The organism is Kaistia granuli DSM 23481, assembly GCF_000380505.1.
GTDB lineage: Bacteria > Pseudomonadota > Alphaproteobacteria > Rhizobiales > Kaistiaceae > Kaistia > Kaistia granuli.
In genome coordinates, this window is sequence record NZ_AQYH01000007.1 from 344,635 (window position 1) to 367,905 (window position 23,271).

General features: G+C 67.1%; 27 protein-coding genes and 1 pseudogene. 8 read left to right on the forward strand and 20 right to left on the reverse strand.

Going from position 1 to position 23,271, the window contains the following annotated elements:
• Positions 1 to 28 precede the first annotated feature (28 nt).
• Together G342_RS26570 and G342_RS0111490 are read left to right on the forward strand one after the other, a co-directional pair.
• Positions 29 to 154, forward strand: a complete 126-nt coding sequence (locus G342_RS26570) for a hypothetical protein (RefSeq protein ID WP_018183290.1) — start codon at positions 29 to 31, stop codon at positions 152 to 154.
• Between the two features lie 115 nt (positions 155 to 269).
• Positions 270 to 1,304, forward strand: a complete 1,035-nt coding sequence (locus G342_RS0111490) for an aspartate-semialdehyde dehydrogenase (RefSeq protein ID WP_018183291.1) — start codon at positions 270 to 272, stop codon at positions 1,302 to 1,304.
• Positions 1,305 to 1,518: 214 nt separating this feature from the next.
• On the opposite strand, the gene G342_RS0111495 is transcribed toward G342_RS0111490, so the two are convergent.
• From G342_RS0111495 to pdxY, 3 genes are all read right to left on the reverse strand, one after another.
• Positions 1,519 to 2,181 carry a carbonic anhydrase gene (locus G342_RS0111495; protein ID WP_018183292.1) on the reverse strand — a complete coding sequence of 221 codons (663 nt, stop codon included), beginning with the start codon at positions 2,179 to 2,181 and terminating at the stop codon, positions 1,519 to 1,521.
• A gap of 145 nt (positions 2,182 to 2,326) precedes the next feature.
• The gene (locus tag G342_RS0111500; RefSeq protein ID WP_018183293.1) at positions 2,327 to 3,046 is read right to left on the reverse strand and encodes a DUF429 domain-containing protein; all 720 of its coding nucleotides are present in this window, start codon (positions 3,044 to 3,046) and stop codon (positions 2,327 to 2,329) included.
• Positions 3,043 to 3,924: a pyridoxal kinase gene (gene pdxY / locus G342_RS0111505; RefSeq protein ID WP_018183294.1), complete on the reverse strand. Its 882-nt coding sequence runs from the start codon at positions 3,922 to 3,924 to the stop codon at positions 3,043 to 3,045. The genes G342_RS0111500 and pdxY overlap by 4 nt, the downstream gene beginning before the upstream one ends.
• Positions 3,925 to 4,062: 138 nt before the next feature.
• On the opposite strand from pdxY, the gene G342_RS0111510 reads away from it, so the two are divergent.
• Entirely contained in the window at positions 4,063 to 4,941 is an 879-nt protein-coding gene (locus G342_RS0111510) for an HpcH/HpaI aldolase/citrate lyase family protein (RefSeq protein WP_018183295.1), read from the forward strand.
• Positions 4,942 to 5,039: 98 nt separating this feature from the next.
• On the opposite strand, the gene leuD is transcribed toward G342_RS0111510, so the two are convergent.
• The 3 genes from leuD to G342_RS23935 all read right to left on the reverse strand — a co-directional run bounded on the left by leuD (position 5,040) and on the right by G342_RS23935 (position 6,667).
• Positions 5,040 to 5,645, reverse strand: coding sequence for a 3-isopropylmalate dehydratase small subunit (gene leuD, locus G342_RS0111515; protein ID WP_018183296.1), 606 nt, complete (start codon positions 5,643 to 5,645; stop codon positions 5,040 to 5,042).
• Between the two features lie 109 nt (positions 5,646 to 5,754).
• Entirely contained in the window at positions 5,755 to 6,168 is a 414-nt protein-coding gene (locus G342_RS0111520; RefSeq protein WP_018183297.1) for a metallopeptidase family protein, read from the reverse strand.
• A gap of 16 nt (positions 6,169 to 6,184) precedes the next feature.
• Positions 6,185 to 6,667 (reverse strand): GNAT family N-acetyltransferase, encoded by a 483-nt coding sequence (locus G342_RS23935; protein WP_018183298.1) that lies wholly within the window; start codon positions 6,665 to 6,667, stop codon positions 6,185 to 6,187.
• Positions 6,668 to 6,901: 234 nt separating this feature from the next.
• Between G342_RS23935 and G342_RS25690 the strand changes: the two genes are divergently transcribed.
• Positions 6,902 to 7,345 carry a hypothetical protein gene (locus tag G342_RS25690; RefSeq protein WP_083931217.1) on the forward strand — a complete coding sequence of 148 codons (444 nt, stop codon included), beginning with the start codon at positions 6,902 to 6,904 and terminating at the stop codon, positions 7,343 to 7,345.
• 139 nt (positions 7,346 to 7,484) lie between these two features.
• Positions 7,485 to 7,787, forward strand: a complete 303-nt coding sequence (locus G342_RS0111535) for a hypothetical protein (protein ID WP_018183299.1) — start codon at positions 7,485 to 7,487, stop codon at positions 7,785 to 7,787.
• A 77-nt stretch (positions 7,788 to 7,864) separates the two neighbouring features.
• Here the strand turns inward: G342_RS0111535 and leuC are convergent, their stop codons facing one another.
• From leuC to phaR, 11 genes and pseudogenes are all read right to left on the reverse strand, one after another.
• Positions 7,865 to 9,283, reverse strand: a complete 1,419-nt coding sequence (leuC, locus tag G342_RS0111540) for a 3-isopropylmalate dehydratase large subunit (RefSeq protein ID WP_018183300.1) — start codon at positions 9,281 to 9,283, stop codon at positions 7,865 to 7,867.
• Between the two features lie 63 nt (positions 9,284 to 9,346).
• On the reverse strand, positions 9,347 to 9,481 hold the full coding sequence (locus G342_RS26575) for a hypothetical protein (RefSeq protein ID WP_018183301.1): 135 nt from the start codon (positions 9,479 to 9,481) through the stop codon (positions 9,347 to 9,349).
• Positions 9,482 to 9,537: 56 nt separating this feature from the next.
• Positions 9,538 to 10,350, reverse strand: coding sequence for a class I SAM-dependent methyltransferase (locus G342_RS0111550; RefSeq protein WP_018183302.1), 813 nt, complete (start codon positions 10,348 to 10,350; stop codon positions 9,538 to 9,540).
• A 116-nt stretch (positions 10,351 to 10,466) separates the two neighbouring features.
• Positions 10,467 to 10,841: pseudogene (rplS, locus tag G342_RS0111555) on the reverse strand (50S ribosomal protein L19); the annotation flags it as partial.
• A 142-nt stretch (positions 10,842 to 10,983) separates the two neighbouring features.
• A complete protein-coding gene (trmD, locus tag G342_RS0111560; protein ID WP_040878797.1) occupies positions 10,984 to 11,715 on the reverse strand; it encodes a tRNA (guanosine(37)-N1)-methyltransferase TrmD in 732 nt (243 codons plus the stop codon).
• Between the two features lie 44 nt (positions 11,716 to 11,759).
• A complete protein-coding gene (rimM, locus tag G342_RS0111565; RefSeq protein ID WP_018183305.1) occupies positions 11,760 to 12,311 on the reverse strand; it encodes a ribosome maturation factor RimM in 552 nt (183 codons plus the stop codon).
• 171 nt (positions 12,312 to 12,482) lie between these two features.
• Positions 12,483 to 12,845 (reverse strand): 30S ribosomal protein S16, encoded by a 363-nt coding sequence (rpsP, locus tag G342_RS0111570; RefSeq protein WP_018183306.1) that lies wholly within the window; start codon positions 12,843 to 12,845, stop codon positions 12,483 to 12,485.
• Between the two features lie 84 nt (positions 12,846 to 12,929).
• Positions 12,930 to 14,474, reverse strand: a complete 1,545-nt coding sequence (gene ffh / locus G342_RS0111575) for a signal recognition particle protein (protein WP_026304346.1) — start codon at positions 14,472 to 14,474, stop codon at positions 12,930 to 12,932.
• Positions 14,475 to 14,747: 273 nt separating this feature from the next.
• Positions 14,748 to 15,230, reverse strand: a complete 483-nt coding sequence (locus G342_RS0111580) for an invasion associated locus B family protein (protein ID WP_018183308.1) — start codon at positions 15,228 to 15,230, stop codon at positions 14,748 to 14,750.
• A gap of 249 nt (positions 15,231 to 15,479) precedes the next feature.
• Positions 15,480 to 15,860 carry a YkvA family protein gene (locus G342_RS0111585; RefSeq protein ID WP_018183309.1) on the reverse strand — a complete coding sequence of 127 codons (381 nt, stop codon included), beginning with the start codon at positions 15,858 to 15,860 and terminating at the stop codon, positions 15,480 to 15,482.
• 176 nt (positions 15,861 to 16,036) lie between these two features.
• A complete protein-coding gene (phaR, locus tag G342_RS0111590; RefSeq protein WP_018183310.1) occupies positions 16,037 to 16,645 on the reverse strand; it encodes a polyhydroxyalkanoate synthesis repressor PhaR in 609 nt (202 codons plus the stop codon).
• Positions 16,646 to 16,920: 275 nt separating this feature from the next.
• Here phaR and G342_RS0111595 point away from each other — a divergent pair, with 275 nt between their 5' ends.
• On the forward strand, positions 16,921 to 18,102 hold the full coding sequence (locus tag G342_RS0111595) for an acetyl-CoA C-acetyltransferase (protein ID WP_018183311.1): 1,182 nt from the start codon (positions 16,921 to 16,923) through the stop codon (positions 18,100 to 18,102).
• A 58-nt stretch (positions 18,103 to 18,160) separates the two neighbouring features.
• The gene (gene phbB, locus G342_RS0111600) at positions 18,161 to 18,889 is read left to right on the forward strand and encodes an acetoacetyl-CoA reductase (protein WP_018183312.1); all 729 of its coding nucleotides are present in this window, start codon (positions 18,161 to 18,163) and stop codon (positions 18,887 to 18,889) included.
• Positions 18,890 to 18,978: 89 nt separating this feature from the next.
• Here phbB and G342_RS25285 read toward each other — a convergent pair whose 3' ends face one another.
• From G342_RS25285 to gloB, 3 genes are all read right to left on the reverse strand, one after another.
• Complete coding sequence (locus tag G342_RS25285; RefSeq protein WP_018183313.1) at positions 18,979 to 20,880, reverse strand: NYN domain-containing protein; 1,902 nt, start codon at positions 20,878 to 20,880, stop codon at positions 18,979 to 18,981.
• A 154-nt stretch (positions 20,881 to 21,034) separates the two neighbouring features.
• Positions 21,035 to 21,469 carry a cupin domain-containing protein gene (locus tag G342_RS0111610; RefSeq protein ID WP_018183314.1) on the reverse strand — a complete coding sequence of 145 codons (435 nt, stop codon included), beginning with the start codon at positions 21,467 to 21,469 and terminating at the stop codon, positions 21,035 to 21,037.
• Complete coding sequence (gene gloB / locus G342_RS0111615; protein WP_040878800.1) at positions 21,466 to 22,236, reverse strand: hydroxyacylglutathione hydrolase; 771 nt, start codon at positions 22,234 to 22,236, stop codon at positions 21,466 to 21,468. The genes G342_RS0111610 and gloB overlap by 4 nt, the downstream gene beginning before the upstream one ends.
• 93 nt (positions 22,237 to 22,329) lie before the next feature.
• Here gloB and G342_RS0111620 point away from each other — a divergent pair, with 93 nt between their 5' ends.
• On the forward strand, positions 22,330 to 23,073 hold the full coding sequence (locus G342_RS0111620) for a class I SAM-dependent methyltransferase (RefSeq protein WP_018183316.1): 744 nt from the start codon (positions 22,330 to 22,332) through the stop codon (positions 23,071 to 23,073).
• Positions 23,074 to 23,271: the final 198 nt, after the last annotated feature.

Consider the following 23,271-nt stretch of genomic DNA (forward strand, 5'->3'; position numbering starts at 1 on the left):
GATGCGCCATTCTCTTTCGGGTAGACCGATGATCGCGCACGCCGATGCTTCTTCGATCCTAATCGACCTGGTGGCTTTCGTCACCCGGACAAGCACGGCTGCCATGCGCATCTCCACCACGCCCAAAACGTCGAAAACCACGACGACCGCCTGATCGTCCCTCCGTGCCCCCAATCTCCCTCGGGGCTAGAGGGAGACGGGGCCGGCCAGACGCGGATTTTCCGGCGACTGGACGGTGGGGGAGAGAGCCGGACAAGGAGCAGGACATTATGGGTTACAAGGTCGCGATCGTCGGCGCCACGGGCAATGTGGGCCGCGAAATTCTCTCCATCCTCGACGAGCGCGGCTTTCCCGCCGACGAGGTCGTGGCGCTGGCCTCGCGCCGCAGCCAGGGCACCGAAGTCTCTTTCGGCGACCGCGTGCTGAAGGTGAGGCCGCTCGACCAGTATGATTTCTCCGACACCGACATCTGCCTGATGTCGGCCGGCGGCACCATCTCGAAGGAATGGTCGCCGAAGATCGGCGCGCAGGGCTGCGTCGTCATCGATAATTCGTCCGCCTGGCGCTATGACGCGCAGGTGCCGCTGATCGTGCCGGAAGTGAACGCCGACGCCATCGTCGGCTTCTCCAAGCTCAACATCATCGCCAACCCGAACTGCTCGACCGCGCAGCTCGTCGTGGCCCTGAAGCCGCTGCACGACATCGCGACGATCAAGCGCGTCGTCGTCTCGACCTACCAGTCGGTGTCCGGCGCCGGCAAGGAAGGCATGGACGAGCTGTTCACGCAAACCCGCGCCGTCTTCGTCAACGACCCCGTCGAGTCGACCAAGTTCACCAAGCGCATCGCCTTCAACCTCATCCCTCACATCGACGTCTTCATGGAAGACGGCTACACGAAGGAAGAGTGGAAGGTGATGGCCGAGACGAAGAAGATCCTCGATCCGAAGATCAAGCTGACCTGCACCGCCGTGCGCGTGCCGGTGTTCGTCTCGCACTCCGAATCCGTCAACATCGAGTTCGAGAAGCCGATTTCGGCCGACGAGGCGCGCGACATCCTGCGCGAGGCGCCCGGCTGCCTGGTCATCGATAATCCGGAAGAAGAGCAGTACATCACGCCCTATGAGGCGACCGGCGAGGACGCGACCTACATATCGCGCATCCGCGAGGACGCCACCGTCGAGAACGGCCTCAACATGTGGGTCGTCTCCGACAATCTCCGCAAGGGCGCGGCGCTGAACGCGGTGCAGATCGCCGAAGTGTTGGTCAACCGCAAGCTGATCCAGCCGAAGAAGAAGGCTGCCTGAGGCGAGCCGCTGTCCCTTCGGGTGACACGCTAGAATTGGAAATGGCGCGGCCACGAGGCCGCGCCTTTTCTGTATGGGGTTTTGGTCAAGTGCGCTTTCGAGACGCGTCGGACGCTCGGATCGAAACGGCGATTTGGGAAGAGATCGGCTTTCTCACCTCTCGCTCAGGGAGAGGTGAGGACGGCCTTCGTCTCAACGTAGCAGGATACGGCCCTCAGGCCTCGATTTCGTCCGGCACGGTGAAGCGGCCGGTCCGCTTGTCGAGCAAATAGAGCTCGCCGGTCGAGATGTCGAACCAGGCGCCGTGCAGTTCGAGCTCGTCGATTTCCTCAAGGCTCTTGATCCACGGGAAGGTGCGCAGATTTTCGATTGTCTGGCGGATCGAGGCGAATTCCAGCGCCCGCTGGCGATCGGTCGTTTCGACCGGATCCTCGCAGATCAGCTTTTCGGCTGGCTTCAGCAGCGAGGTCCACTTGCTGATGTAGTCGTTCGGCGCCTGCATGCCCGGCGCGTCACGCTCGGCCATGTAGGCGGTGATGCCGCCGCAGCGGCCATGGCCCATCACGACCAGATTGCGGACCTTCAGGCCCATGACGCCGAACTCGATCGCGGCCGAGGTGCCGTGATGCTCGCCATCGGGCGTGAAAGGCGGCACGAGCGCGGCGACGTTGCGGACGACGAACAACTCGCCGGGAGCGGCGTCGAAGATCGTTTCGGGCGCGGCGCGGCTGTCGCTGCAACCGAGGATCATCGTGCGCGGGCGCTGACCAGTCTCAGCAAGAACCTTGTAGCGGGAACTCTCCTGCGGCAGCCGCTGGTCGCGAAAGGTCGCATAGCCGCGCAGGAGCCGGGAGGGAAAATCAGGGGCCTGAGCCATCGGGTGGTGCTCCAGAGGTGGGCCTTGGAAGAAATCATGCAGTGCAGCATAATCTCAGCGATCCAATAAACCGGTTTTTCGCACGGGTCGAGAGGGTTCGCGCACGGGGCTGGGTTGCGTTCGGGCGGAAGGCCTTCCGCAGCGCTCAGGCCCAGATGGCCATCCGCAGTCCCCGCGCATCGCGCGTCGGTTCCGCCGGGAAGCTCTCCGCTTCGCCGCGCAGGATGCGGCGGGCGATCAAGGCGTTCACGGCCGCGTCGAGCAGATCGTCGGCGCCGGCGCCGCGCGGCGGCCTGGCGAGATCTTCCGCGGCGTAGCCCGACCGCGCCAGCAGGGCGCGGCGTTCCTCGAGGCCGTCCGGATTGGGCCGGCTCTTCACCTTCTTCGGCAGGCGCATCGCCGCGTCGCCGTTCAATCGCCAGAATGCCAGCTCCGGATGCGCCTCGAACACGCGCGCTTCGAGCGCCGGCGTCATCAGCGCGTCGATCTCGCGGATCTTCGGGAAGATGTGGAAGCATTGCTTCGCTACCATGCGCGGTGGCTCGGAGGTGGCGCTCGCCACCGCGCAGGCGTCGCGATAGTCGGCTGTCATGACGGCGCTGCGCGACGGTACCGAGAAGACCGAGCTCTGGCGCGGACCGAGCCGCTGCCGCACCAGCCGTTCCGGGCCGCGCCCTTCGGGACCGACGAAATCCGGCAGGCCGATCGGCATGTCGACGGCGATCACGGTGTTGTCGGCGTCGGCGACCAACTCTGCGAAGCGGGCGACGATGCGGACCTCCGGCTCGACCGGGCCGTCGGCCGCGATCGAAACGGCGATCCAGCCCGTGGGGCAGCCGTCGACGCCGACGACGCGGACGGTCACGGGATGATCCGGACCGGCGTCAGCGGCGCCAGCAGGCGATCCTGGATGGTGGCGAGCGGCAGTTCGTTGCTGCCGAGGCTGGCCGCCGCGTCGATCGCGTCGGCGACGGCTGCGGTGGCGAGCCGGAGGGCTTGCGCGTCCGACGCGCCGCCGACCAGGCGGGCGAGGAACAGCGCCGCGAAGAGATCGCCGGTGCCGTTCGGAACGCGGCCGCCGATGGCGGCGTGGCTGGCGCGGATGGTGTCGTGGTCGCCGCCGTTGCGCGATACCAGCAGGGTGGTGATCTCGCCTTCCGTGCCGGCGGCGGAGGTGACGGCGACGCGCGCTGTCGTCAGGCTGGCGGCCGCCGCGTGCAGCGCCTCGGCCGGCAGGGCCAGGTTGCCGGTCAGGAAGCCGAGCTCGGTCGGGTTCGGCGTCAGGATGTCGGCGCGCGGCACCAGATGGTCGCGGATGGCGCTGGCGGTGGCCTCCGGCACATAGAGGACGCCGGCGTCGCCCATCACCGGATCGCACAGATAGAGCGCGTCGGGTCGCGCCGCCTTGACGGCGTCGATCAGCCGGGCCACGGCGGCCGGCTGGCTGGCGGCGCCCATATAGCCGGTCAGGATGGCGCCGATCTCACCGAGCCAGGGCGCGCGGATCAGATCGTCGATCAGCGCCTCGAAGGCGGCTTCGTCCGGGATGATCCGGCTCGACCGGCCGTGGCCGGGATGCCAGGGCAAGGTCACCGTCTGCATCGTCCAGACGGGATGGCCGAAGCGCTCCAGGGCAAAGACCGCGCCGCGCCCGCCGACGGCGCCGCGCACGACGCTAGAGGAGAGCACGAGAATGGCGGGTTTGGTCGCGAGAGGGGCGGTGGCGTCTGGCGAGACGGTCATGCGGGTTCTTTCTGCGGGCACCGGTCAGCAAGACGGCCGGCGGCACGAAATTATCCGATTCGGTTCCGCTCCGCGCCTGCCGCCATTATGGTCGCTGGGCGCGCGGCCGGCGCGCCGCCACGCCACGCTGGAGTTTGCATGAAGCCGATCCGTCCCCGCCGTTCCGCCCTCTATGTGCCGGGCTCCAACCCGCGCGCCATGGCGAAGGCGCCGATGCTCGGCGCCGATGTCGTGATCTTTGATCTGGAGGACGCCGTCGCCCCGTCCGCGAAGGAAGAGTCGCGCGCGCGGGTGGCCGAGGGGGTGGCGGCGCTGCGGTCGGGCGATGGCACGGCGAGCGAGATCGTCGTCCGCGTCAACGGGCTCGATACGCCCTGGATCGAGGCCGATCTCGCCGTCATCGGCGCGACGCGGCCGGACGGCATCCTGCTGCCGAAGATCTCGCGCGCCAGGGACCTCGCCCGGGTCCGGGCGATGATCGCGCCCGACATCGCCTTTCCGCTCTGGGCAATGATCGAGACGCCGCGCGCTGTGCTCGATCCGATCGGGATCGCCGAGGCACAGGACGAGCGGCTGCCGCTGGTCGCGCTGGTGCTCGGCCTCAACGACCTCGCCCGGGAGACGGGCACGCGCCAGATTCCGGGACGGGCGCCGATGCTGCCCTGGATGATGACGGCGCTGGCGGCGGCGCGCGCGGCGGGGCTCGACATCCTCGACGGCGTCTTCAACGACATCGCCGATGCCGACGGCTTCGCGGCGGAATGCCGGCAGGGCCGCGATTGCGGCTTCGACGGCAAGACGGTGATCCATCCGAAGCAGATCGAGGGTGCCAATGCGGCCTTTGCTCCGGATGCGGCGGAGCTCGCCTGGGCGGCGCGCATCGCCGGCGTCTTCGACGAGCCGGACAACGCCGGCAAGGGGGTTGTCAGCGTCGATGGCCGCATGGTCGAGCGACTGCACGCGGAGATGGCCGGCCGGCTGCTGGCGCTGGCCAAGGCGATCGCGGCGCGGGGGTAGGGGGCTCCCGCGACGCCTGCGAGGACGGTGCCTAAAAAACAAAAAAGCGCCCGGATCGCTCCGGACGCCTTTTGAAAAATCGGGTCACCCGCGGCCGGTCAGGCCCAGGGGCGGACGGCTTCCGTGGTCTTCTCGAAGGCTTCGATGTTGGGCGCCTTGACCAGGGTCAGGCCAATATCGTCGAGGCCGCTCAGGAGCTTCTCCTTGCGGGCCGGGTCGATGTCGAAATGCACGGTGCCGCCGTCGGGACCACGGATCTCCTGCGCTTCGAGGTCGACCGTCAGGCGCGAATTGGCGCCCCGGTCGGCGTCGTCGAACAGCTTGTCGAGGTCTTCCTTCGACACGCGGATCGGCAGGATGCCGTTGTTGAAGCAGTTATTGTAGAAGATGTCGGCGAAGGACGTCGAGATCACGCAGCGGATGCCGTAGTCGAGCAGCGCCCAGGGAGCATGCTCGCGCGACGAGCCGCAGCCGAAATTGTCGCCGGCGACAATGATCGAGGCGTTGCGATAAGCCGGCTTGTTCAGCACGAAGTCCGGATTCTCGCTGCCGTCCTCGTTGAAGCGCATCTCGGCGAACAGGCCCTTGCCGAGGCCGGTGCGCTTGATCGTCTTCAGATAGTCCTTCGGGATGATCATGTCGGTGTCGATGTTGATCAGCGGCAGCGGAGCCGCAACACCGGTCAGCGTCGTGAATTTTTCCATGGTGATCATTCCCATTTAGCCGTCAGACGGCGGTAGATGCGATGAAAAGCCGCTGAGGTCAAGGGTTTCGGCGGCAGAGGCTGTCGTATCGGCAGGGTGGGCGGCCGATTCAGCCCGCCGCTTCCTCGATCGCTTCCATGTCGTCGTCGGAGAGGCCGAAATGATGGCCGATCTCGTGGATCAGGACATGGCTGACGATGGCGCCCAGCGTCTCGTCATGTTCGGCCCAATAGTCTAGGATCGGGCGGCGATAGAGCCAGACGCGGTTCGGCAGCATGCCGGTCTGCTCGACGGCCGAGGCGTGGGCGAGGCCGACGCCCTGGAACAGGCCCAGCAGGTCGAATTCCGACTCGATGCCGAGCGCGTTCAGCGCCTCGTCATCGGGAAAATCGTCGACCCGGATCTCGATCTCGCCCGACAGCTGGCGGAATTCGTCCGGCAGGCTGTCTAGCGCGGCCTGGCCGAGCTTCTGGAAATCGTCGAGCGAGGGTGCCTTGAGCGCGTCGAGGTCGATGGGGGTCATGGTGCCGGACTCGAGCTCAGACCGCGGGCCGGCCGCGGTCGATGCGGACGACGAAGCTTTCGAGGCGCGCCTTCTTGCCGAGCGTCTCGGCGAAGGTCGTGCGCATCGAAGACCCCTCCGGAACCATCCAGCGCAGCGACAGCCAGTCGCGCGACTGGCCCTTGCGGGCGAGCGCCTCGACCAGGGCGCGGGCGACGCCGCGACCGCGCGAATCGTGCATGACGAACAGGTCTTCCAGCTGTCCGGCCCGCATGCCGGTCATGGAGTCGGGCAGGTCGTAGAAGACGGCGAAGCCGACCAGCACGCCGTCGAGGCGGGCGCCGAGGATTTCCGCGGTGCGGTCGCGCAGCAGGCTCTCCGCATAGTAGAGGTCCGGATGGCGCGGCGCACCGCGCTTCATGTCCTGGACATAGGCTGCCAGCAGCGGGGCGAATTCCAGCGCGTCATCAATGGTCAGCGTGACGGTGTCGAAGCGTGTCGAGAGGGGCAGTGTACTCATTCCCTACTTGCCATTTCCGGCTGCCCACTGGCAGCGTTCGGTCCTGTTTCCCATGTCATAGCAATGTCGCATCGGTCCCGGCGATGCAATCCGCAATGTTCCGGAGTCCATGCGGCAAGCCGGACCCTCCGGCCGAATAGCCGGCCGGTCTCGGCTGTTGATGTCGGCACGGATTGGAATGGCGCGTCGGGATCGTCGCGGGGCGGCGCGCCATGGCTCCTTGGAGTAATGGCCATGATGAAGCATGTCCTGATCACCGCCGCGGCTACGCTAGCCCTAACGCTCGGAACGCTGGGCGCCGCGACGGAGGATGCCTCGGCGCGGGGTGGCCGCTGGCAAGGTGGCGGGTGGCACGGCGGCGGCGGCAACTGGCACGGTGGCGGCAACTGGCATGGCGGTGGCGGCCGTTGGCACGGCGGCAACTGGCGTGGCGGTGGATGGCATGGCGGTGGCGGCTGCTGGAATTGCGGCGGCTTGGGATGGGGCTGGGGATGGGGTCCGGCCGTTGGGTTCGGCCTCGGCTATGGGCTCGGCTCGTGGAACTACGGCTACGACTATGGACCGACGCGGGTCTGTCGGCCGGCATTCCGGACCGTCAAGGTGCGGACCAACCGAGGCTGGCGCTGGCGCGACGTTTATGTCGGCAGGCGCTGCTACTGGGTCAATTACGGCTGGTAAGGCGAGCTGACTATCGTCCCGCCCGGTGGTCATCGTGAACGTGGCATGAACGGGCGTCTCAGCGCCGGTTCATGCGCAATCTCCCCAAATGCGGGCAACAGGCCGGTCGGACCTGAATGCCTGAAAGGGAGACTGAACGATGTTGAAGCAAACCATGATCGCCGCCGCCACCACCCTCGTGCTCGTCACGGGCGCGCTCAGCGTGTCGACGGGCAGCGCGCTCGCCGGGCATCGCGGCGAGTCGCATCGTGGCCAGTATCACGATCGCGGCTGGGACAACGGCCCGCGCGGCCACCATGGCTGGGGCCGCGCCCACAAGGTCTGCCGCCCGGTGGTCCGCGAGCGCAAGGTCTGGCGTCATCATCGCTGGCAGTGGCGCAAGGTGGTGGTCGGCGAGCGCTGCCACTGGGTGCGCGGCGGCAATCGTGGCCATCGCTGGTAGGCGCCTCGTATCCTAAAACGCAGAAGGGCCCGGACGTCGCCGTCCGGGCCCTTTTTTGCATCCAGCGACGTCGCAGCTCAGCGCCAGCTGCGGATGTCGACGAAGTGGCCGGCGATCGCGGCGGCCGCCGCCATGGCGGGCGACACCAGATGGGTGCGGCCCTTGAAGCCCTGGCGACCCTCGAAGTTGCGGTTCGAGGTCGAGGCGCAGCGCTCATGCGGCTTCAGCCGGTCGTCGTTCATGGCCAGGCACATCGAGCAGCCCGGCTCGCGCCATTCGAAGCCGGCGGCCTTGAACAGCTTGTCGAGGCCCTCGGCTTCCGCCTGCTCCTTGACCAGGCCGGAGCCCGGAACGACCATGGCATTGACGCCCTCGCGCACCGTCTGGCCGCGGATCATCGCGGCGGCGGCGCGCAGGTCTTCGATGCGGCCATTGGTGCAGGAGCCGATGAAGATGCGCTCGACCGGGATGTCGACCATGCGGGTGCCGGGCTTCAGGCCCATATATTCGAGCGCGCGCCACTTCGACTTGCGCTTGTTCTCGTCGGCGATGTCGTCCGGGTTCGGCACGACGCCGGCGATCGAGACGACGTCCTCGGGCGAGGAGCCCCAGGTGACGATCGGCGGCAGGCTGGCGGCGTCGAGACGGATCTCGGTGTCGAAATGCGCACCCGCGTCGGAGTGCAGCGTTTCCCAGTAGCGCACCGCCATGTCCCACTCGGCGCCGGTCGGCGCCTTGGGGCGGCCCTTGATGTATTCGAAGGTCTTCTCGTCCGGCGCGATCAGGCCGGCGCGGGCGCCGCCTTCGATCGACATGTTGCAGACGGTCATGCGGCCTTCCATGGAGAGCGCGCGGATCGCTTCGCCCGCATATTCCATGACATGGCCAGTGCCGCCGGCGGTGCCGATCTCGCCGATGATGGCGAGCACGATGTCCTTGGCCGAGACGCCTTCCGGCGCCACGCCGTCGACGGTGACCAGCATGTTCTTGGCCTTGGACTGGATCAGCGTCTGGGTGGCGAGCACGTGCTCGACTTCCGACGTGCCAATGCCATGCGCCAGCGCGCCGAAGGCGCCATGCGTCGAGGTGTGGCTGTCGCCGCAGACGATGGTCATGCCGGGGAGCGTGAAGCCCTGCTCGGGACCGACGATGTGGACGACGCCCTGGCGACGGTCGAGCTCGGAATAATATTCGACGCCGAACTCGGCCGCGTTCTCGGCCAGCGTCGCCACCTGCAGGGCCGATTCCGGGTTCTCGATGCCGTGCGTGCGGTCGGTCGTCGGCACGTTGTGGTCGACGACGGCCAGCGTCTTCTTCGGCTGGTGAACCTGGCGGCCGGCCATGCGCAGGCCTTCGAAGGCCTGCGGGCTCGTCACTTCATGGACGAGGTGGCGGTCGATGTAGAGGATGGTATTGCCGTCGTCGTTCTTCTCGACGACGTGGTCGTCCCAGATCTTGTCGTAGAGAGTGCGGGGATTGCCATTCGACGTGGTCATGACGTCATCTTCCTGAAGGATAAATTGCTGCGCGAGGGTCGATCGATCGGGGCCACTGCCCCGTCAAAGTCGATCGGAACCGCGATCCTCTGTGGCCAGCAGACGGGCGAAAAACCGCCAGGGCAGCCGCGCATGATCCGTCAGCGCCGCGAATTCGGCGGTGGTCGGCTGATGGATGCGGGCGAAGGGGCTGTTCATAGTAGTTCTAGATAGCAGTCAATTACCGGAACGACAATTCGGATCATGGCACGGAATCAGAGCTTCGTCGCGCCCAGCGACAGGGCGAGCGGCATGCGCGGAATGCCGGCCGGCAGGCGGTACATGCGGTTTCCGGCATCGACCATCATCGGGAACATCTTGAACGGCAGCACTTCGTGCTCGCGCAGGAAGTCGAGCCGCAGTCCCGCCTTGAGCAGCGCGTCGATCACGTCGGACGTGCCGCGCATCCACTCATAGGTGAAATTGGTGACCAGCGGCGTCTCGTCGCCCGTATAGGTCGTCTCGGCGTCGAAGCGCTGCGGCTTCTCGCGGGCCGAACGCCAGTCGTAATGCGGGCGGAGTGTGCCGTCGACCTGTTCGAACACCTCGATCGTCGGGCTGGTGTCGGCGAAATAGAGCCTGCCGCCCGGCTTCAGCACGCCGGCGATCGCCTGCGCCCAGGCGCGGATGTCGTCGAGCCAGGTGATCGTGCCCCAGCTGGTGAAGACGATGTCGAAATCCGAGCCAATCAGGGCCGGCGCGTCATACACCTCGCCTTCGACGAAATCGGCGCGGATGCCCGAGCGTTCCGAGAGCGAGCGGGCCTGCGTGATCGCGTGCGGCGAGAAATCGAGCCCGGTGGCAATGGCGCCGCGGCGCGCGAGGCAGAGCGTGTCGATGCCGATATGGCACTGGAAATGGGCGAGCTTCTGGCCCGATATGTCGCCGATCTCGGCGGCCTCGATCGGATAGAGCACGTCCTCGCCCGCTAGGAAGCGGTCGATCGCGTAGAAGCCTGTGCGGTCCTGCGCGTGGATATCGGCGCGCTCGTCCCAGCCGGCCCGGTTACTCTGCTTGAAGACGTCCATGCTTGCCTCGTCGGGAACGTGTCTGCCGATGGAAACCCTGCTCGCCTAAAGAAAAAGGCGGGTCTATGCGACCCGCCTTCGAATGTCGTGCAGAAGGAAAGGTCTCAGACCTTCGCCTTCTCCTTGCGGGGCTCGACCCGCTCGACGATACGAGCCGACTTGCCGCGACGATCGCGCAGGTAATAAAGCTTCGCGCGGCGGACCTTGCCGCGGCGGACGACTTCGATCGCTGCGATCAGCGGCGAGTAGACCGGGAAGACGCGCTCGACGCCTTCGCCATACGAAATCTTGCGGACGGTGAAGCTCTCGGAAAGGCCACCACCCGAACGGGCGATGCAGACGCCTTCATAGGCCTGAACGCGCGAACGCGAGCCTTCGACGACCTTCACGCTGACCTTGACGGTATCGCCCGGCTGGAATTCCGGGACGGCGCGCATGGCGGCGACGATTTCGAGCTGCTCTTTCTCGAGCTGTTCGATGATATTGACCATAGTCTCAACTCCTGCCGATGCGACCCTTTGCGGGCCGCTAGCGTTTCGGTGCGCTGTTTTCAGTTATTGGTCCTTAGCCGTGGAAGGCTTCGGATGGCGCGCGTGTACAGGATCGGGCGCTTCGAGTCCAGAGCTGGAGCGCTCAGCGGCGCTTTTCCTGCGTCGGCGTGACGTCAGGAAGGCCGGCGAGCAGGTCCGGCCGGCGCTCGGCCGTGATCCGCTCGGCCTCAAGGCGGCGCCACTTCGCGATCGCCGCGTGGTCGCCGGAGAGCAGCACGTCGGGGATGGTGCGGCCTTCCCATTCGCGCGGGCGGGTATAGTGCGGATATTCGAGCAGGCCGCCCTCGAAGCTTTCGTCGGTGCCGGATTCGGCGCCGCCCATCACGCCCGGCAGCAGGCGGACGATGGCGTCGAGCAGCACCATGGCGCCGAGTTCGCCGCCCGACAGCACATAGTCGCCGATCGAGACTTCCTCGAGCTGGCGCGCCTCGATGACGCGCTCGTCGACGCCCTCGAAGCGGCCGCACAGGATCAGCGCGCCGGGACCGGCGGCGAGTTCGCGCACGCGCGCCTGCTCCAGCGGCTTTCCACGCGGGCTCATCAGGAGACGCGGACGGGGATCGTCAGCGGGCGCCGCCGCATCGAGAGCGCGGGCGACGATGTCGGCGCGCATCACCATACCGGGACCGCCGCCGGCCGGCGTGTCGTCGACATTGCGGTGCTTGGTCGTTGCGGAATCGCGGATGTTGACGGCGTCGAGCGACCACTTGCCCTCGGCCATCGCCTTGCCGGACAGCGACTGGCCGAGCGGGCCGGGGAACATGTCGGGGTAGAGGGTGAGGATCGTCGCCCGCCAGGGCTTCGTGCCCACCAACGCGTCTGTCTCGGCCTTGTCCTTCGCCGTGGCGAAAGGTTCGCTCACGCCTCGTCCTCGCTCTCGCCGTCTTCCGGGCGCGCCTCGGTCTCGGGCGGCGGCACGACGACGGCGCGACCGGCCTTGATGTCGACGGTCGGCACGATGGCTCGGGTGAAGGGGAGGTAGAACGAGCGGGCGCCTTCCGACGGCTCGACCTCGATCAGATCGCCGGCGCCGAAATTCTGCACCGAGACGATCTTGCCATAGGCGCTGCCGTCGGCGAGCTCAAGCGAAAGGCCGACCAGGTCGGCGTGGTAGAAATCGTCTTCCTCGTCGAGCGGGGGAAGGGCGGAGCGGTCGACGAAGAGCTTGCGGTTGCGCAGGGTCTCGGCCGCGTTGCGGTCGCCGATGCCCTTGACGCGGGCGATGACGTTCTCGCCCTGGATGCGGACGCCGGTGATCTCGACGACGCGGCCGTCATCCAGCGTGAACGGGCCGTAGTCGGCGATGCCGAGCGGCTCTTCGGTATAGGCGTTGACCTTGATCTCGCCACGGATGCCGTGGGCGGCACCGAACTGGCCGAGGAGAACCCTGTCTTGCTCCGGAGCGGGCATCGCGTGTCCTTATCGATGGCCCCTTCGGGGCGGAAACCGCGGAAGCGGTTTCGGGGAGGGGGCGTCGCGGCCCAAATCGAGCGACGACCCGGCAAGGCCGGGGACGTCCCCTCCCGAGCGCGGGCCGCGTCGCGCGCCCGCCTTGCGGCAGGGCGCGGCGCGGGTCCGAAATTACTCGGCGGCTGCTTCGGCAGCCGCAGCGGCCTTCTTGGCCTTCTCGGCGGCGCGATCCTGGGCCTTCTTGCCCGGCAGTGCCTTCTCCGGGTTGTTGCGCGGGTCGCGCTTGACCAGGCCGGCATCGCTCAGGAAGCGGGCGACGCGATCGGTGGCCTGGGCGCCGACCGACAGCCAATGCTTGGCGCGGTCGAGGTCGAGCACGACGCGGTTGGCGGCGTCCTTGGCCAGCATCGGGTCGAACGAGCCGATACGCTCGATGAAGCGGCCGTCGCGCGGCGAACGGGCATCGGTGACGACGATGCGGTAGAACGGACGCTTCTTGGCACCACCGCGGGAAAGACGGATCTTCAGGGACATTGGTTTCTTCCTTTTGAAACGGGATCTGTAATCGGGTGGACCCTCGGCTTTCGCCAGCCTCGGGCCCCCTATGTCGGGAACGTGCTACTTCTTCTTGCCGAAGCCGGGAATGCCGCCGAGGCCCGGCAGCTTGCCGCCGAGACCGGGGAGGCCGGGCATGCCCTTGCCGAGGCCGGGCGGCAGGCCGGCGCCGCCACCCATCTGCTTGGCCAGCTTCTCGAGCTGGGCCGGATCGATATTGGGCATGCCGCCGGGAGGCATGCCGCCCATGCCGCCACCCATGCCGCCGCCGAGCGCGCCCATCATCTTGCCGAGCATGCCGCCGCCCTTCTGCTTGCCCATGGCCTTCATCATGTCGGCCATCTGGCGATGCATCTTGAGCAGGCGGTTGACGTCCTCGACCTTGACGCCGGAACCGGCGGCGATGCGCTTCTTGCGACTCGCCTTCAGGATGTCGGGATTGCGGCGCTCGGCCTTGGTCATCGACGAGATGATGGCGACCTGGCGCTTGATCATGCTGTCGTCGAGATTGGCGCCCTCGATCTGCTTCTTGATCTTGCCGACGCCGGGCAGCATGCCGAGCATGCCGGACATGCCGCCGATCTTCTCCATCTGGCGGAGCTGGTTGGCGAGGTCGTCGAGGTCGAAGATGCCCTTGCGCATCTTCTCGGCCGCCTTGGCCGCCTCTTCCATGTCGATGTTCTGCGCCGCCTTCTCGACGAGCGAGACAATGTCGCCCATGCCGAGGATGCGGTTGGCGATGCGGCCGGGGTGGAAGTCTTCCAGGTCCTCGGCCTTCTCGCCGGTACCGATCAGCTTGATCGGCTTGCCGGTGACGGCGCGCATCGAGAGCGCGGCGCCGCCGCGGCCGTCGCCGTCGGCGCGGGTCAGCACGATGCCGGTGATGCCGACGCGCTCGTCGAAGGAGCGGGCAAGGTTGACCGCGTCCTGGCCGGTCAGGCTGTCGGCGACGAGCAGGATCTCGTGCGGCTTGGCGATGGCCTTGATCTCGGCCATCTCGAGCATCAGCGGCTCGTCGATATGGGTGCGGCCGGCGGTGTCGAGGATGACGACGTCGTAGCCGCCGAGGCGGGCTGCCTGCAGCGTGCGCGTGGCGATGTCGGTCGGCGACTGGCCGGCGACGATCGGCAGCGTGTCGATGCCGTTCTGCTCGCCGAGGATGCGCAGCTGCTCCTGCGCCGCCGGGCGGCGCACGTCGAGCGACGCCATCAGCACCTTGCGCTTCTGCTGCAGCGTCAGGCGGCGGGCGATCTTGGCGGTCGAGGTCGTCTTGCCCGAGCCCTGCAGGCCGACCATCATGATGGCGACCGGGGCGGGGGCATTGAGGTCGATCGGCTCGGCTTCGGCGCCCAGCATCTCGACCAACTGGTCGTGGACGATCTTGACGACCATCTGGCCGGGGGTCACCGAGCGGATGACGTCGGCGCCGATGGCGCGCGAGCGCACCTTGTCTGTGAAGGAGCGGACGACGTCGAGCGCCACGTCCGCCTCGATCAGCGCGCGGCGAACTTCGCGCATCGCGTCGTTGACGTCGGCCTCCGACAGCGCACCGCGGCGGGTGAGCTTGTCGAAGATGCCGGAGAGGCGATCGGACAGGGTATTGAACATCAGGTTCCGCTCTTCCTCGAAGGGATCGTTGCCGATCCGCCGATTTTCCAAAGACGTTCAGCGCCCGCGGGCGCGACGCGCTGGCGGACGTTGACCTCCGGGGTCGGGCCCCGGTCGGCGGCTCAGAGGAGACCTCTTCGCGAGAATTTGGGCGGCTTTTAGCGCGGAAAGGCAGGCGGAGTCAATCAAGCCGCCTTGTGCTGCGCGCCGGGCCGCAACGAAAAATGGCCGGGACAGCGCCCGACCATCTGAAGCTGTCGCCTTTGGCGGACGTCAGCGGCAGGATTTCGCCAGCGCGTCGAGCGAGGCGGAAATTCCGGAAAGCGAATAGGTGTCCGTCGTCTGCGTGCCACGGCGCGACGTGCCGGACACCGACATCGAGCGGCCCTTCTTCATCGCGGCGATCAGCGCGGTTTCCTGCGCGGCGTTCTCGACCCAGGCGCCATCGTCCTTGGTGAACATCGAGAACTTCTGGCCGTCGATATCAATGGTGACCTTCGAGCCTTCCTTGAACGGATAGCCGATGATGATCGACACTTCGCTGCGGACATTCTCGCTCGGACGCGCCGTCACCATGAAATAGGCCGGGTCCCGATTGAGGCCCTGCGGGGCCTGGGCCGTCGGCTGCGAGGCCGCATAGCAGACCTTCCCGCGCGTGTCGGAATACGCGTAGGAGCTCCAGTCCTTGAAGGTACCTACCCGGTTCGGGGTCTGGGCCGAAGCCACGCCTGCGAAACCGCCAAAGAGAGCACCCATGAGGAGCGCTGCTGTTGCGATCCTTGTTCCGTTCATGTTTTTCCCACCAATTTTGTCAGCACACACGTCGGGCGGGTGGATTCCGTCACCCGAGCAATTGCCTCAAATTGCGCGGATTTCCGTTAAGAATCCATGAACCACGCCATGTGGAGAGCTGGCCGAGATTGAGGGGAGAGAGAGTCCGGCCAATGGGGCGAGAGTGTGACCTTGCCGGCCGGTTCCGTGTTCGAATGCCACCGCTGGGCTGTGTCAGGCGTTGTTTCCGTTGCCGAGCGCGCGCTTGGCCGCCTCGTAATGCACGGGCTTCAGGTGGCCGCGCAGTAGGGTCAGCGCCGTCATCAGCACCGTCGCGTCGTCCGCGAAACCGATGCCGACCAGAAAGTCGGGGACGGCGTCCACCGGCAGGACGAAATAGGCGAGCGCGCCGATCAGCGTCGCCCGGACGCGCAGCGGCGTTGCGCTGTCGAAGGCGCAGAAATAGGCAGCTGCGACATCTTCTGCGAAGGGAATATGGCGGGCCGCCGTGCGGAATTTCTTCCAGAAGCCACGACGAACACGCTCGGCCCGGGCCGAATCGTCCTCGGGATCGAATCCCGGACCGAAAACGTCGCCGAACTTGGTGCTCTTCATTGCCTGCAACCTCGTCTGCCAGCGGGGAGGGCGGCGAAAAAGTCGCGCACCGGGCCGGGCAGGTGTGCATTTAGGAAGTGCGACGGCGATCTGCAACGAATCGCGCCGATGCCTGCCGGCAAGCGCCGGTCATCCGGCGCCAACGCGCCGGATACGAAGCGAGGATCCGTCCGGGGTCAGCCCTTCTCGGCGAGGCGCTCGATCTTCTTCTGCATCTCGTCGAGCTGGCGCTTCAGCATGTCGAAGTCGCCATCGCCGCGCTCCGGCTTGGCGTCGGCGCGGGCTTCCGGCTTGCCATTCGCGCGCTCCGGCGACGCGGGCGCATCGGGGCGGCCGCCGCTGAAGGGCAGGAACATCCGCATCGCCTGCTCGAACATCTCGGTGTTGCGGCGGACGGTTTCCTCGATCGTGGTGAAGGCGCCCGGTCCGAAGGCGTTGGCCATCTGGCCGCGCAGCTTGTCCTGGTCGCGGGTCAGGCTGTCGATCGAGAAGTCCAAATAGGTCGGCACCAGGTTCTGCATGCTGTCGCCATAGAACCGGATCAGCTGGCGCAGGAAGGTGATCGGCAGCAGGTTCTGCCCCTTGTTCTCCTGCTCGAAGATGATCTGCGTCAGGACGGAACGGGTGATCTCGTCGCCCGACTTGGCGTCGAACACCACGAAATCCTCGCCTGCCTTGACCATGTTCGCCAGGTCCTCGAGCGTGACATAGGTCGAGGTCCCGGTGTTGTAGAGACGACGATTGGCGTACTTCTTGATCGTCGTCGGTTCTTTTTCCTTGGTCATGTCCGCTCCCCTGGCCCCTCTCTCGTGATCGATCGGTTGGTTCGCCGTCTGCGGCGTCTGCGCGCCCATTTGCCCGGCAAGCTGTCCCTCAGACTGTCCACGATAAGAGCATTCTCGAAATCCACCAAACTGATTGTGCGCTGCATTGTCTTGGCCTTGCTGCGCACACGCTGCAGTGCAGCAACGGCGCTGCACCATGCTTGATTGACAGCCCTCGTCCGCCGGTCTCTGATTGCTGCAACAGGCAGCCGCCGAACCCGCACCGAGGAAACATCATGGCTTCAGAAAACGACATCGTCATCGCCGCCGCCACCCGCACGGCCGTCGGCTCCTTCAATGGCTCCTTTGCCAACGTTCCGGCGCATGAACTGGGCGCCGCCGTCGTCAGGGCCGTGCTCGAGCAGGGCAAGACCGAGGCCGAGGCTGTCGACGAGCTGATCTTCGGCCAGGTACTGACCGCGGCCCAGGGCCAGAACCCGGCCCGCCAGGCCTCCATGCTCGCCGGCCTGCCGAAAGAGACGACCGCCTGGAGCCTCAACCAGGTCTGCGGCTCCGGCCTGCGCTCGGTCGCGCTCGGCATGCAGCAGATCGCCACCGGCGATGCCTCGATCATCGTCGCCGGCGGCCAGGAATCGATGTCGCTGTCGCCGCACGCCGCCCATCTGCGCGCCGGCACCAAGATGGGCGACCTAAACATGGTCGACACCATGATCAAGGACGGCCTCTGGGATGCCTTCAACGGCTACCACATGGGCGTCACCGCCGAGAACGTGGCGCGCGAGTTCCAGATCACCCGCGAGCAGCAGGACGCCTTCGCCACCGCCTCGCAGAACAAGGCGGAAGCCGCGCAGAAGGCCGGCCGCTTCAAGGACGAGATCACGCCCTTCACCATCTCGACCCGCAAGGGCGACATCATCGTCGACCAGGACGAATACATCCGCGCCGGCGCGACGCTGGAGGCGGCGGCCAAGCTGCGCCCGGCCTTCGCCAAGGACGGCACGGTGACGGCGGGCAACGCCTCGGGCCTGAACGACGGCGCCGCCGCCTTGCTGCTGATGACGGCGGCGGAAGCGGCGCGCCGCGGTGTCACGCCGCTCGCGCGCATCGCCTCCTGGGCGACGGCCGGCGTCGATCCGGCCGTGATGGGCACCGGCCCTATCCCGGCTTCGAAGAAGGCACTGAAGAAGGCCGGCTGGTCAGCCGAGGATCTCGACCTGATCGAGGCCAATGAGGCGTTCGCGGCGCAGGCCTGCGCCGTCAACCGGGGCGTCGACTGGGACGCGGCGCGTGTCAACGTCAATGGCGGCGCCATCGCCATCGGCCATCCGATCGGCGCGTCGGGCGCCCGCATTCTCGTCACCCTGCTGCACGAAATGGTGCGGCGCGACGCAAAGAAGGGATTGGCAACGCTCTGCATCGGCGGTGGAATGGGAATTGCTTTGACCGTCGAGCGCTGACGCGCCGACGGATCAATTCGAAGACCGGAACTCAACCGGTCGCTCAGGGGAGGAACACATGGGGAAAGTCGCCCTCGTTACCGGCGGCACGCGCGGCATCGGCGCGGCCGTCTCGAAGGGACTGAAGGCTGCCGGCTACACGGTCGCGGCAACCTTCGCCGGCAATGCCGAGAAGGCGCATGCCTTCCAGGCGGAAACCAGCATTCCCGTGTTCCAGTGGGATGTGTCGGATGCCGAGGCCTGCGTCGCCGGCGTCCGCACCGTCGAGGCGGCGCTCGGGCCCGTCGACATCCTCGTCAACAATGCCGGCATCACGCGCGACGGCTGGTTCCACAAGATGGACCAGGCTCAATGGTCGAGCGTGATCCGCACCAATCTCGATTCGATGTTCACCATGACGCGGCCCCTGATCGAGGGCATGCGCGAGCGCGGCTTCGGCCGGATCATCAACATCTCGTCGATCAACGCGCAGAAGGGCCAGCTCGGCCAGGTCAACTACGCCACCGCCAAGGCCGGCGTGATCGGCTTCACCAAGGCCCTGGCGCTGGAGAACGCCCGCAAAGGCATCACCGTCAATTGCGTCTGCCCGGGCTATATCGACACCGACATGGTGATGGCGGTGCCGCCGAAGGTGATGGAGGGCATCCTCGGCCAGATCCCGGTCGGTCGGATCGGCAAGGCCGACGAGATCGCCTCGCTGGTCGTCTATCTCGCCTCCGATGCGTCGGCCTTCATGACCGGCGCGGTACTGACCATCAATGGCGGCCAGTACATGGCGAACGGCTGAGCGGTCGCCCTTTGGGCCCTAGTCGCTGAAAAGGAAACGGCCGGTGCGAAAGCGCCGGCCGTTTTCGTTCGGATCCACCGGTCGACGCACTAGCGTCCGGCGGGCGGCTTCCGGTTCTGGCTGTAGGCGGCGAGGATGCGTTGGATCTCGTCGCCTATATCGGCGTCCTCGGCCTCGGCGGGCTCCGGCTCCGGTTCGGGCGCGGGCGGCGGGGTGGCGGCGACCGGCTCGGCCGGCGGCTGCTTCTTGTCGCCGTCGTCGACCAGCACGTCGACCGCCTGGGCGATGGCGGCGAGGATCGAATTCTCGATCGGGTCGCGCTCGCCGGATTGCGGCTCCTGCGTCGCGACCAGGCTGCGTCGCACAGGCGGCCGCATGGCAACGGCCGAGCCGCCGCGCAGGGCCGGCGTGCGGGGCGGCGCGATATTGGGCCGGGTCGTCGGCTCGGGGATCGCTTCGGGCCGGGCGGCGCGGGCTCGCGGCGGTGCGATCGAGGCGCGCGGCACCGGCTGATCGGACGAGATGTCGGCCAGCAGCGATTCGGTGTCGATCTGAACCCGTCTCGGCACCGGCGGCGGCGCGCTGACCTCCGGCTGTGGGGCATCCGGTACGGCGCGGACGCTGGCCGGCGCGCGCGGAGCCGGGGTCGCGACGGCTGGAGGCGGTGCGACGGGCGCGACGGCGGCAGGCGGGGTAACAGCCGGGGCCGGCGGGGCTACCGCAATGCTAACGGGCGCGGGCGCCGAAGTGGGGGCGGGGCGCGGCGTCTCGACGACGGGTTGCGGAGCCGACTCGGGTTCGGGGATGGCGCGGACCTGGATCGGCCGGGCCGGTTGCGGCATCGAGGCGGAGATCGGCTGCAGCGTGATTGGCCGGGCCTCGCGCGGGGCGGGCGCGGCGACCGGTGCCGGTTGCGGCACGGGGATCGGCGCCTGGCGGACCGCCGGTCGCTCGACCGCGAGCTCCGGATCCACCGTCGGCGCCGCGATCTCGGCCGGGGCGGATTGCGGCGGCACATTGCGGCCGACGATCCAGGTGCGGATCAGATCCTCCATGCCCTCGTCGATCTCGACGCCGGCATTGCGCGCCAGATAGAGCACCTGCTCCTTGAAGGCCTCCGCCAGCTTTTCCGGGCTGTCGCTGACCGAGAAGACATGGCCCTTGAGCGCCAGGCCCTTGACGATGAAGGCGATCTGGCGCCGCGAGGCGTTGCGGCCATTGGCCGTCAGCCGTGCCGCGACGTTTTCCGCCGTGGACTGGAAATGATAGCCGTTCTCCGCCACTTCGCGCGTCAGCGTGCGGAACAGCTCGCCATAGACCCGCGGCGAGAACAGCGGCACGTTGGTGGCCTGATGGACACGGCGAGCGAGGCCAGCGAGTTCGTCGCGCTCGTTGGAACTGGCGCGGCCGGGCGCGTTGTCGTCGTCGGCATCCTCGGATGTCTCCGGCGTCTCGGCGTCGGCGGTCGGGGCAAGCAGCGCGATCAGAGCCTGCTCGTCGATGGCGCTGTCGGCGATGGCGCGGTAGCCGGCGGCCGTCGTCGCGGTGGTGTAGATCGTCGTGGCGCGGTTGTAGGAGCGGAGCCGGAAGATCACCGGCGTCAGGTCGGAATCCGCCGAAAGCAGGATGAATTCCTCGAAGCCGGTCTGGTGCGCGAGCGCATCAACGGTATCGAGGACCATGTGGATCTCGGCCGAATTGCGTTCGCGGCCGGCCAGCGGCGGGCAGTCGACGATCTGGAAACCCTGCGACGTGAAGGCCGAGCGGGCCTTGCCGAGCAGCTTGGGATCGGCATAGCAGCGGCGCATCAGGACCCGGCGACGGATGGCCTCGTCGCCGCGCGGCTCCAGCAGCAAGCCCGATTCAATGGCATCCAGCCAGACGCCGGGACGCAGGGCAAAGCGGCGCGCCATGCCGGGATCGCGGGCGCGAAGGCTCATATAGAGACTGTCGTAGTCGACGAAGAGGACGCTCTTGATGGGGGCCGTCATGTCCTATCCCTGCGGTACATCAACGTTCTTCCCCCAGCTCATATCGCGGAATTGTGACCGTTGCCCCAACGGTGACAGCACCTTAGCGGGCGATAGCCGATTTGGCGATTCCTGCTTTCCATCCGTCCACGACCATAGCGCGCCTTTCCTATCGTCATGCGCGCTGATCGTTCGGCAACCAATCCGGAGCGGCGAGTTCGAAGCCCTCGAAGCGGAAGCCCGGCGCCACCGTGCAGCCGACCAGCGTCCAGTCGCCGAGGCTCTTCGCCGCCTGCCACCAACTCGTCGGAACCACCAGTTGCGGCCGTTCGCCGGCGGCGAGATCCGGACCGAGGCGGTGAACTTCGCTGGTCGTGCCGTCCTCGGACAAGGAGAGGGCGATCGGCGCGCCGGCATAGTAGTGCCAGACCTCGATCGCATCGATACGATGCCAGTGCGACGTCATGCCCTTGGCAAGCAGGTAGTAGATCGCCGTCGAGGCGGGACGACCGTCCGTCGTGACGGTGTCCTCGAACGTGCGCCGATAATAGCCGCCCTCGGGATGCGGAGCGAGATCGAGCCGGCGGATGATCGCTTCGGCCGAGCTCATTTGAAATTGTCCTTGGCGGTGCGGATGGCGGCGAAGACGTCGGCGGCCGAGGCGTCGGCCAGCTTCATCGTCGCCCGCACGGCCGGGTCGTCGGCGCGGAGATAGGGGCTGGTCGCCTTCTCGGCGGCGATCGTCGTCGGCACGGTCGGCTTGCCGTCGGCGCGGAGCTTCTTGATCTCGGCGCCGCGGGCGATCAGCGCCGGATTGGCGGGATCAATGGTCAGGGCGAAGCGAAGGTTCGATTCGGTATATTCGTGGCCGCAATACACCACCGTCTCGTCCGGCAGGGCGGCGAGCTTCTGCAGCGATTCCCACATCTGCAGCAAGGTGCCCTCGAAGACGCGGCCGCAGCCGAGCGCGAACATCGTGTCGCCGGCGAAGGCGATGCCGTCCTCGGGCAGGTAGTAGGCGATGTGACCGAGCGTGTGGCCGGGCGTCCAGATCACATGCACCGGATGGCCGGCGAAGTCATAGACGTCGCCCTCGCGCAGCGTCTTGTCGATGCCGGGGATCTTGTCGGCCTCGTAGCCGGGGCCAGTGATGGTGCAGCCGGTCGCCGCCTTCAGGGCAAGATTGCCGTCGGTGTGGTCGGGGTGGTGATGCGTGGTCAGGATTTCGGTCAGCCGCCAACCCTTCTCGGCCAGCGCCGCCTTGACGGCGTCCGCGTCCGGGGCGTCGATCGACGCCGTGCGGCCGGTGGCCTCATCGTGGATCAGCACGCCGTAATTGTCGGACAGGCAGGGGAACTGAAAGATTGCGAGAGCCATGACGAACTCCAATATGGGCGTATGGATGGGGTGGCGCCGTTTCGGATCGTTACCTAACATCGTCGCGCCGACATATCGACAGGGAGATCGTGCTTGGAACAGGGCCGGACGTTGACGCCCGACGTGCTCGATCTCGCAAGTTTCTACGCGGAGCGCCTCGGCGGCGTCGCGCAGGGCCTGATCGCGGCGCGTCTGGCGGCGCTCTGGCCCCGTGTTTCCGGCGACCGTGTGCTCGGCATCGGCTATGCGACACCCTATCTGGCGCCGTTCCAGCCGCAGGCGGAGCGGGTGCTGAACTTCATGCCGGCAGCGCAGGGCGTGATGAACTGGCCCTCCGATGGCGGCAACCTCTCCGCGCTCGTCATCGAGGACGAATTGCCGCTGACCGACTCGTCGATCGATCGCATCCTGGTCGTCCATTGTCTGGAGACGGCCGGCAATGCGCGCGAAACGCTGCGCGAATTGTGGCGCGTGCTGGTGCCCGGCGGCAAGATGATCGCCGTGGTGCCGAACCGGCGCGGCATCTGGGCGCGGGTCGAGCGTACGCCCTTCGGCTATGGCCGGCCGTTCAGCCGCGGCCAGCTTTCGACGCTGCTGCGCAATACGGAGTTCAGCGAGACGGCGTGGACCGGCGCCTTGTTCGCACCGCCGTTTTCGAGCCGGCTGCTGATCCGTAGCGGCCGCGCCTGGGAGCGGGCGGGCGAGGCGCTCTGGCCGGGCTTCTGCGGCGTGCAGATCGTCGAGGCAACCAAGCTTGTCTACCAGGGCCTGCCGGCCCGCACGACCAGCCGCCGCCGTCAGCCGGCGTTCCGGCCGGCGCTGGCGCCGCCGGGATAGGCGGCATGGACGGACCGTGTCGTGCCCTCCCGCAGTAGCCGACATTTCGGCCACCGGGCCGAAGGGGAAGCCGCACGCCTGCTCCCTCGATTGTTGTCAATGTTTTCTTTGATTTTGCAACGGGGCTTGCCTATGAATCGGCCGCCGTCGGCCAGCCTGGCGCGGCCTTCGATTTTCCCGCCCAGAGCCGACCCGACG

Bases quoted from the DNA above. Each gene is read 5' to 3' on its own strand.
- G342_RS0111585 (WP_018183309.1), bottom strand. From the start codon at position 15,860: ATGAAGAGCACCAAGTTCGGCGACGTTTTCGGTCCGGGATTCGATCCC.
- G342_RS0111495 (WP_018183292.1), bottom strand. From the start codon at position 2,181: ATGGCTCAGGCCCCTGATTTTCCCTCCCGGCTCCTGCGCGGCTATGCG.
- phbB (WP_018183312.1), top strand. From the start codon at position 18,161: ATGGGGAAAGTCGCCCTCGTTACCGGCGGCACGCGCGGCATCGGCGCG.
- gloB (WP_040878800.1), bottom strand. From the start codon at position 22,236: ATGGCTCTCGCAATCTTTCAGTTCCCCTGCCTGTCCGACAATTACGGC.
- G342_RS0111520 (WP_018183297.1), bottom strand. From the start codon at position 6,168: ATGACCCCCATCGACCTCGACGCGCTCAAGGCACCCTCGCTCGACGAT.
- G342_RS23935 (WP_018183298.1), bottom strand. From the start codon at position 6,667: ATGAGTACACTGCCCCTCTCGACACGCTTCGACACCGTCACGCTGACC.
- G342_RS26575 (WP_018183301.1), bottom strand. From the start codon at position 9,481: ATGAACAGCCCCTTCGCCCGCATCCATCAGCCGACCACCGCCGAATTC.
- G342_RS0111610 (WP_018183314.1), bottom strand. From the start codon at position 21,469: ATGAGCTCGGCCGAAGCGATCATCCGCCGGCTCGATCTCGCTCCGCAT.
- G342_RS0111550 (WP_018183302.1), bottom strand. From the start codon at position 10,350: ATGGACGTCTTCAAGCAGAGTAACCGGGCCGGCTGGGACGAGCGCGCC.
- G342_RS0111535 (WP_018183299.1), top strand. From the start codon at position 7,485: ATGTTGAAGCAAACCATGATCGCCGCCGCCACCACCCTCGTGCTCGTC.
- G342_RS26570 (WP_018183290.1), top strand. From the start codon at position 29: ATGATCGCGCACGCCGATGCTTCTTCGATCCTAATCGACCTGGTGGCT.
- G342_RS0111490 (WP_018183291.1), top strand. From the start codon at position 270: ATGGGTTACAAGGTCGCGATCGTCGGCGCCACGGGCAATGTGGGCCGC.
- phaR (WP_018183310.1), bottom strand. From the start codon at position 16,645: ATGACCAAGGAAAAAGAACCGACGACGATCAAGAAGTACGCCAATCGT.
- rimM (WP_018183305.1), bottom strand. From the start codon at position 12,311: ATGCCCGCTCCGGAGCAAGACAGGGTTCTCCTCGGCCAGTTCGGTGCC.
- G342_RS0111580 (WP_018183308.1), bottom strand. From the start codon at position 15,230: ATGGGTGCTCTCTTTGGCGGTTTCGCAGGCGTGGCTTCGGCCCAGACC.
- pdxY (WP_018183294.1), bottom strand. From the start codon at position 3,924: ATGACCGTCTCGCCAGACGCCACCGCCCCTCTCGCGACCAAACCCGCC.
- G342_RS25285 (WP_018183313.1), bottom strand. From the start codon at position 20,880: ATGACGGCCCCCATCAAGAGCGTCCTCTTCGTCGACTACGACAGTCTC.
- G342_RS0111510 (WP_018183295.1), top strand. From the start codon at position 4,063: ATGAAGCCGATCCGTCCCCGCCGTTCCGCCCTCTATGTGCCGGGCTCC.
- G342_RS25690 (WP_083931217.1), top strand. From the start codon at position 6,902: ATGATGAAGCATGTCCTGATCACCGCCGCGGCTACGCTAGCCCTAACG.
- G342_RS0111595 (WP_018183311.1), top strand. From the start codon at position 16,921: ATGGCTTCAGAAAACGACATCGTCATCGCCGCCGCCACCCGCACGGCC.
- rpsP (WP_018183306.1), bottom strand. From the start codon at position 12,845: ATGTCCCTGAAGATCCGTCTTTCCCGCGGTGGTGCCAAGAAGCGTCCG.
- leuC (WP_018183300.1), bottom strand. From the start codon at position 9,283: ATGACCACGTCGAATGGCAATCCCCGCACTCTCTACGACAAGATCTGG.
- leuD (WP_018183296.1), bottom strand. From the start codon at position 5,645: ATGGAAAAATTCACGACGCTGACCGGTGTTGCGGCTCCGCTGCCGCTG.
- ffh (WP_026304346.1), bottom strand. From the start codon at position 14,474: ATGTTCAATACCCTGTCCGATCGCCTCTCCGGCATCTTCGACAAGCTC.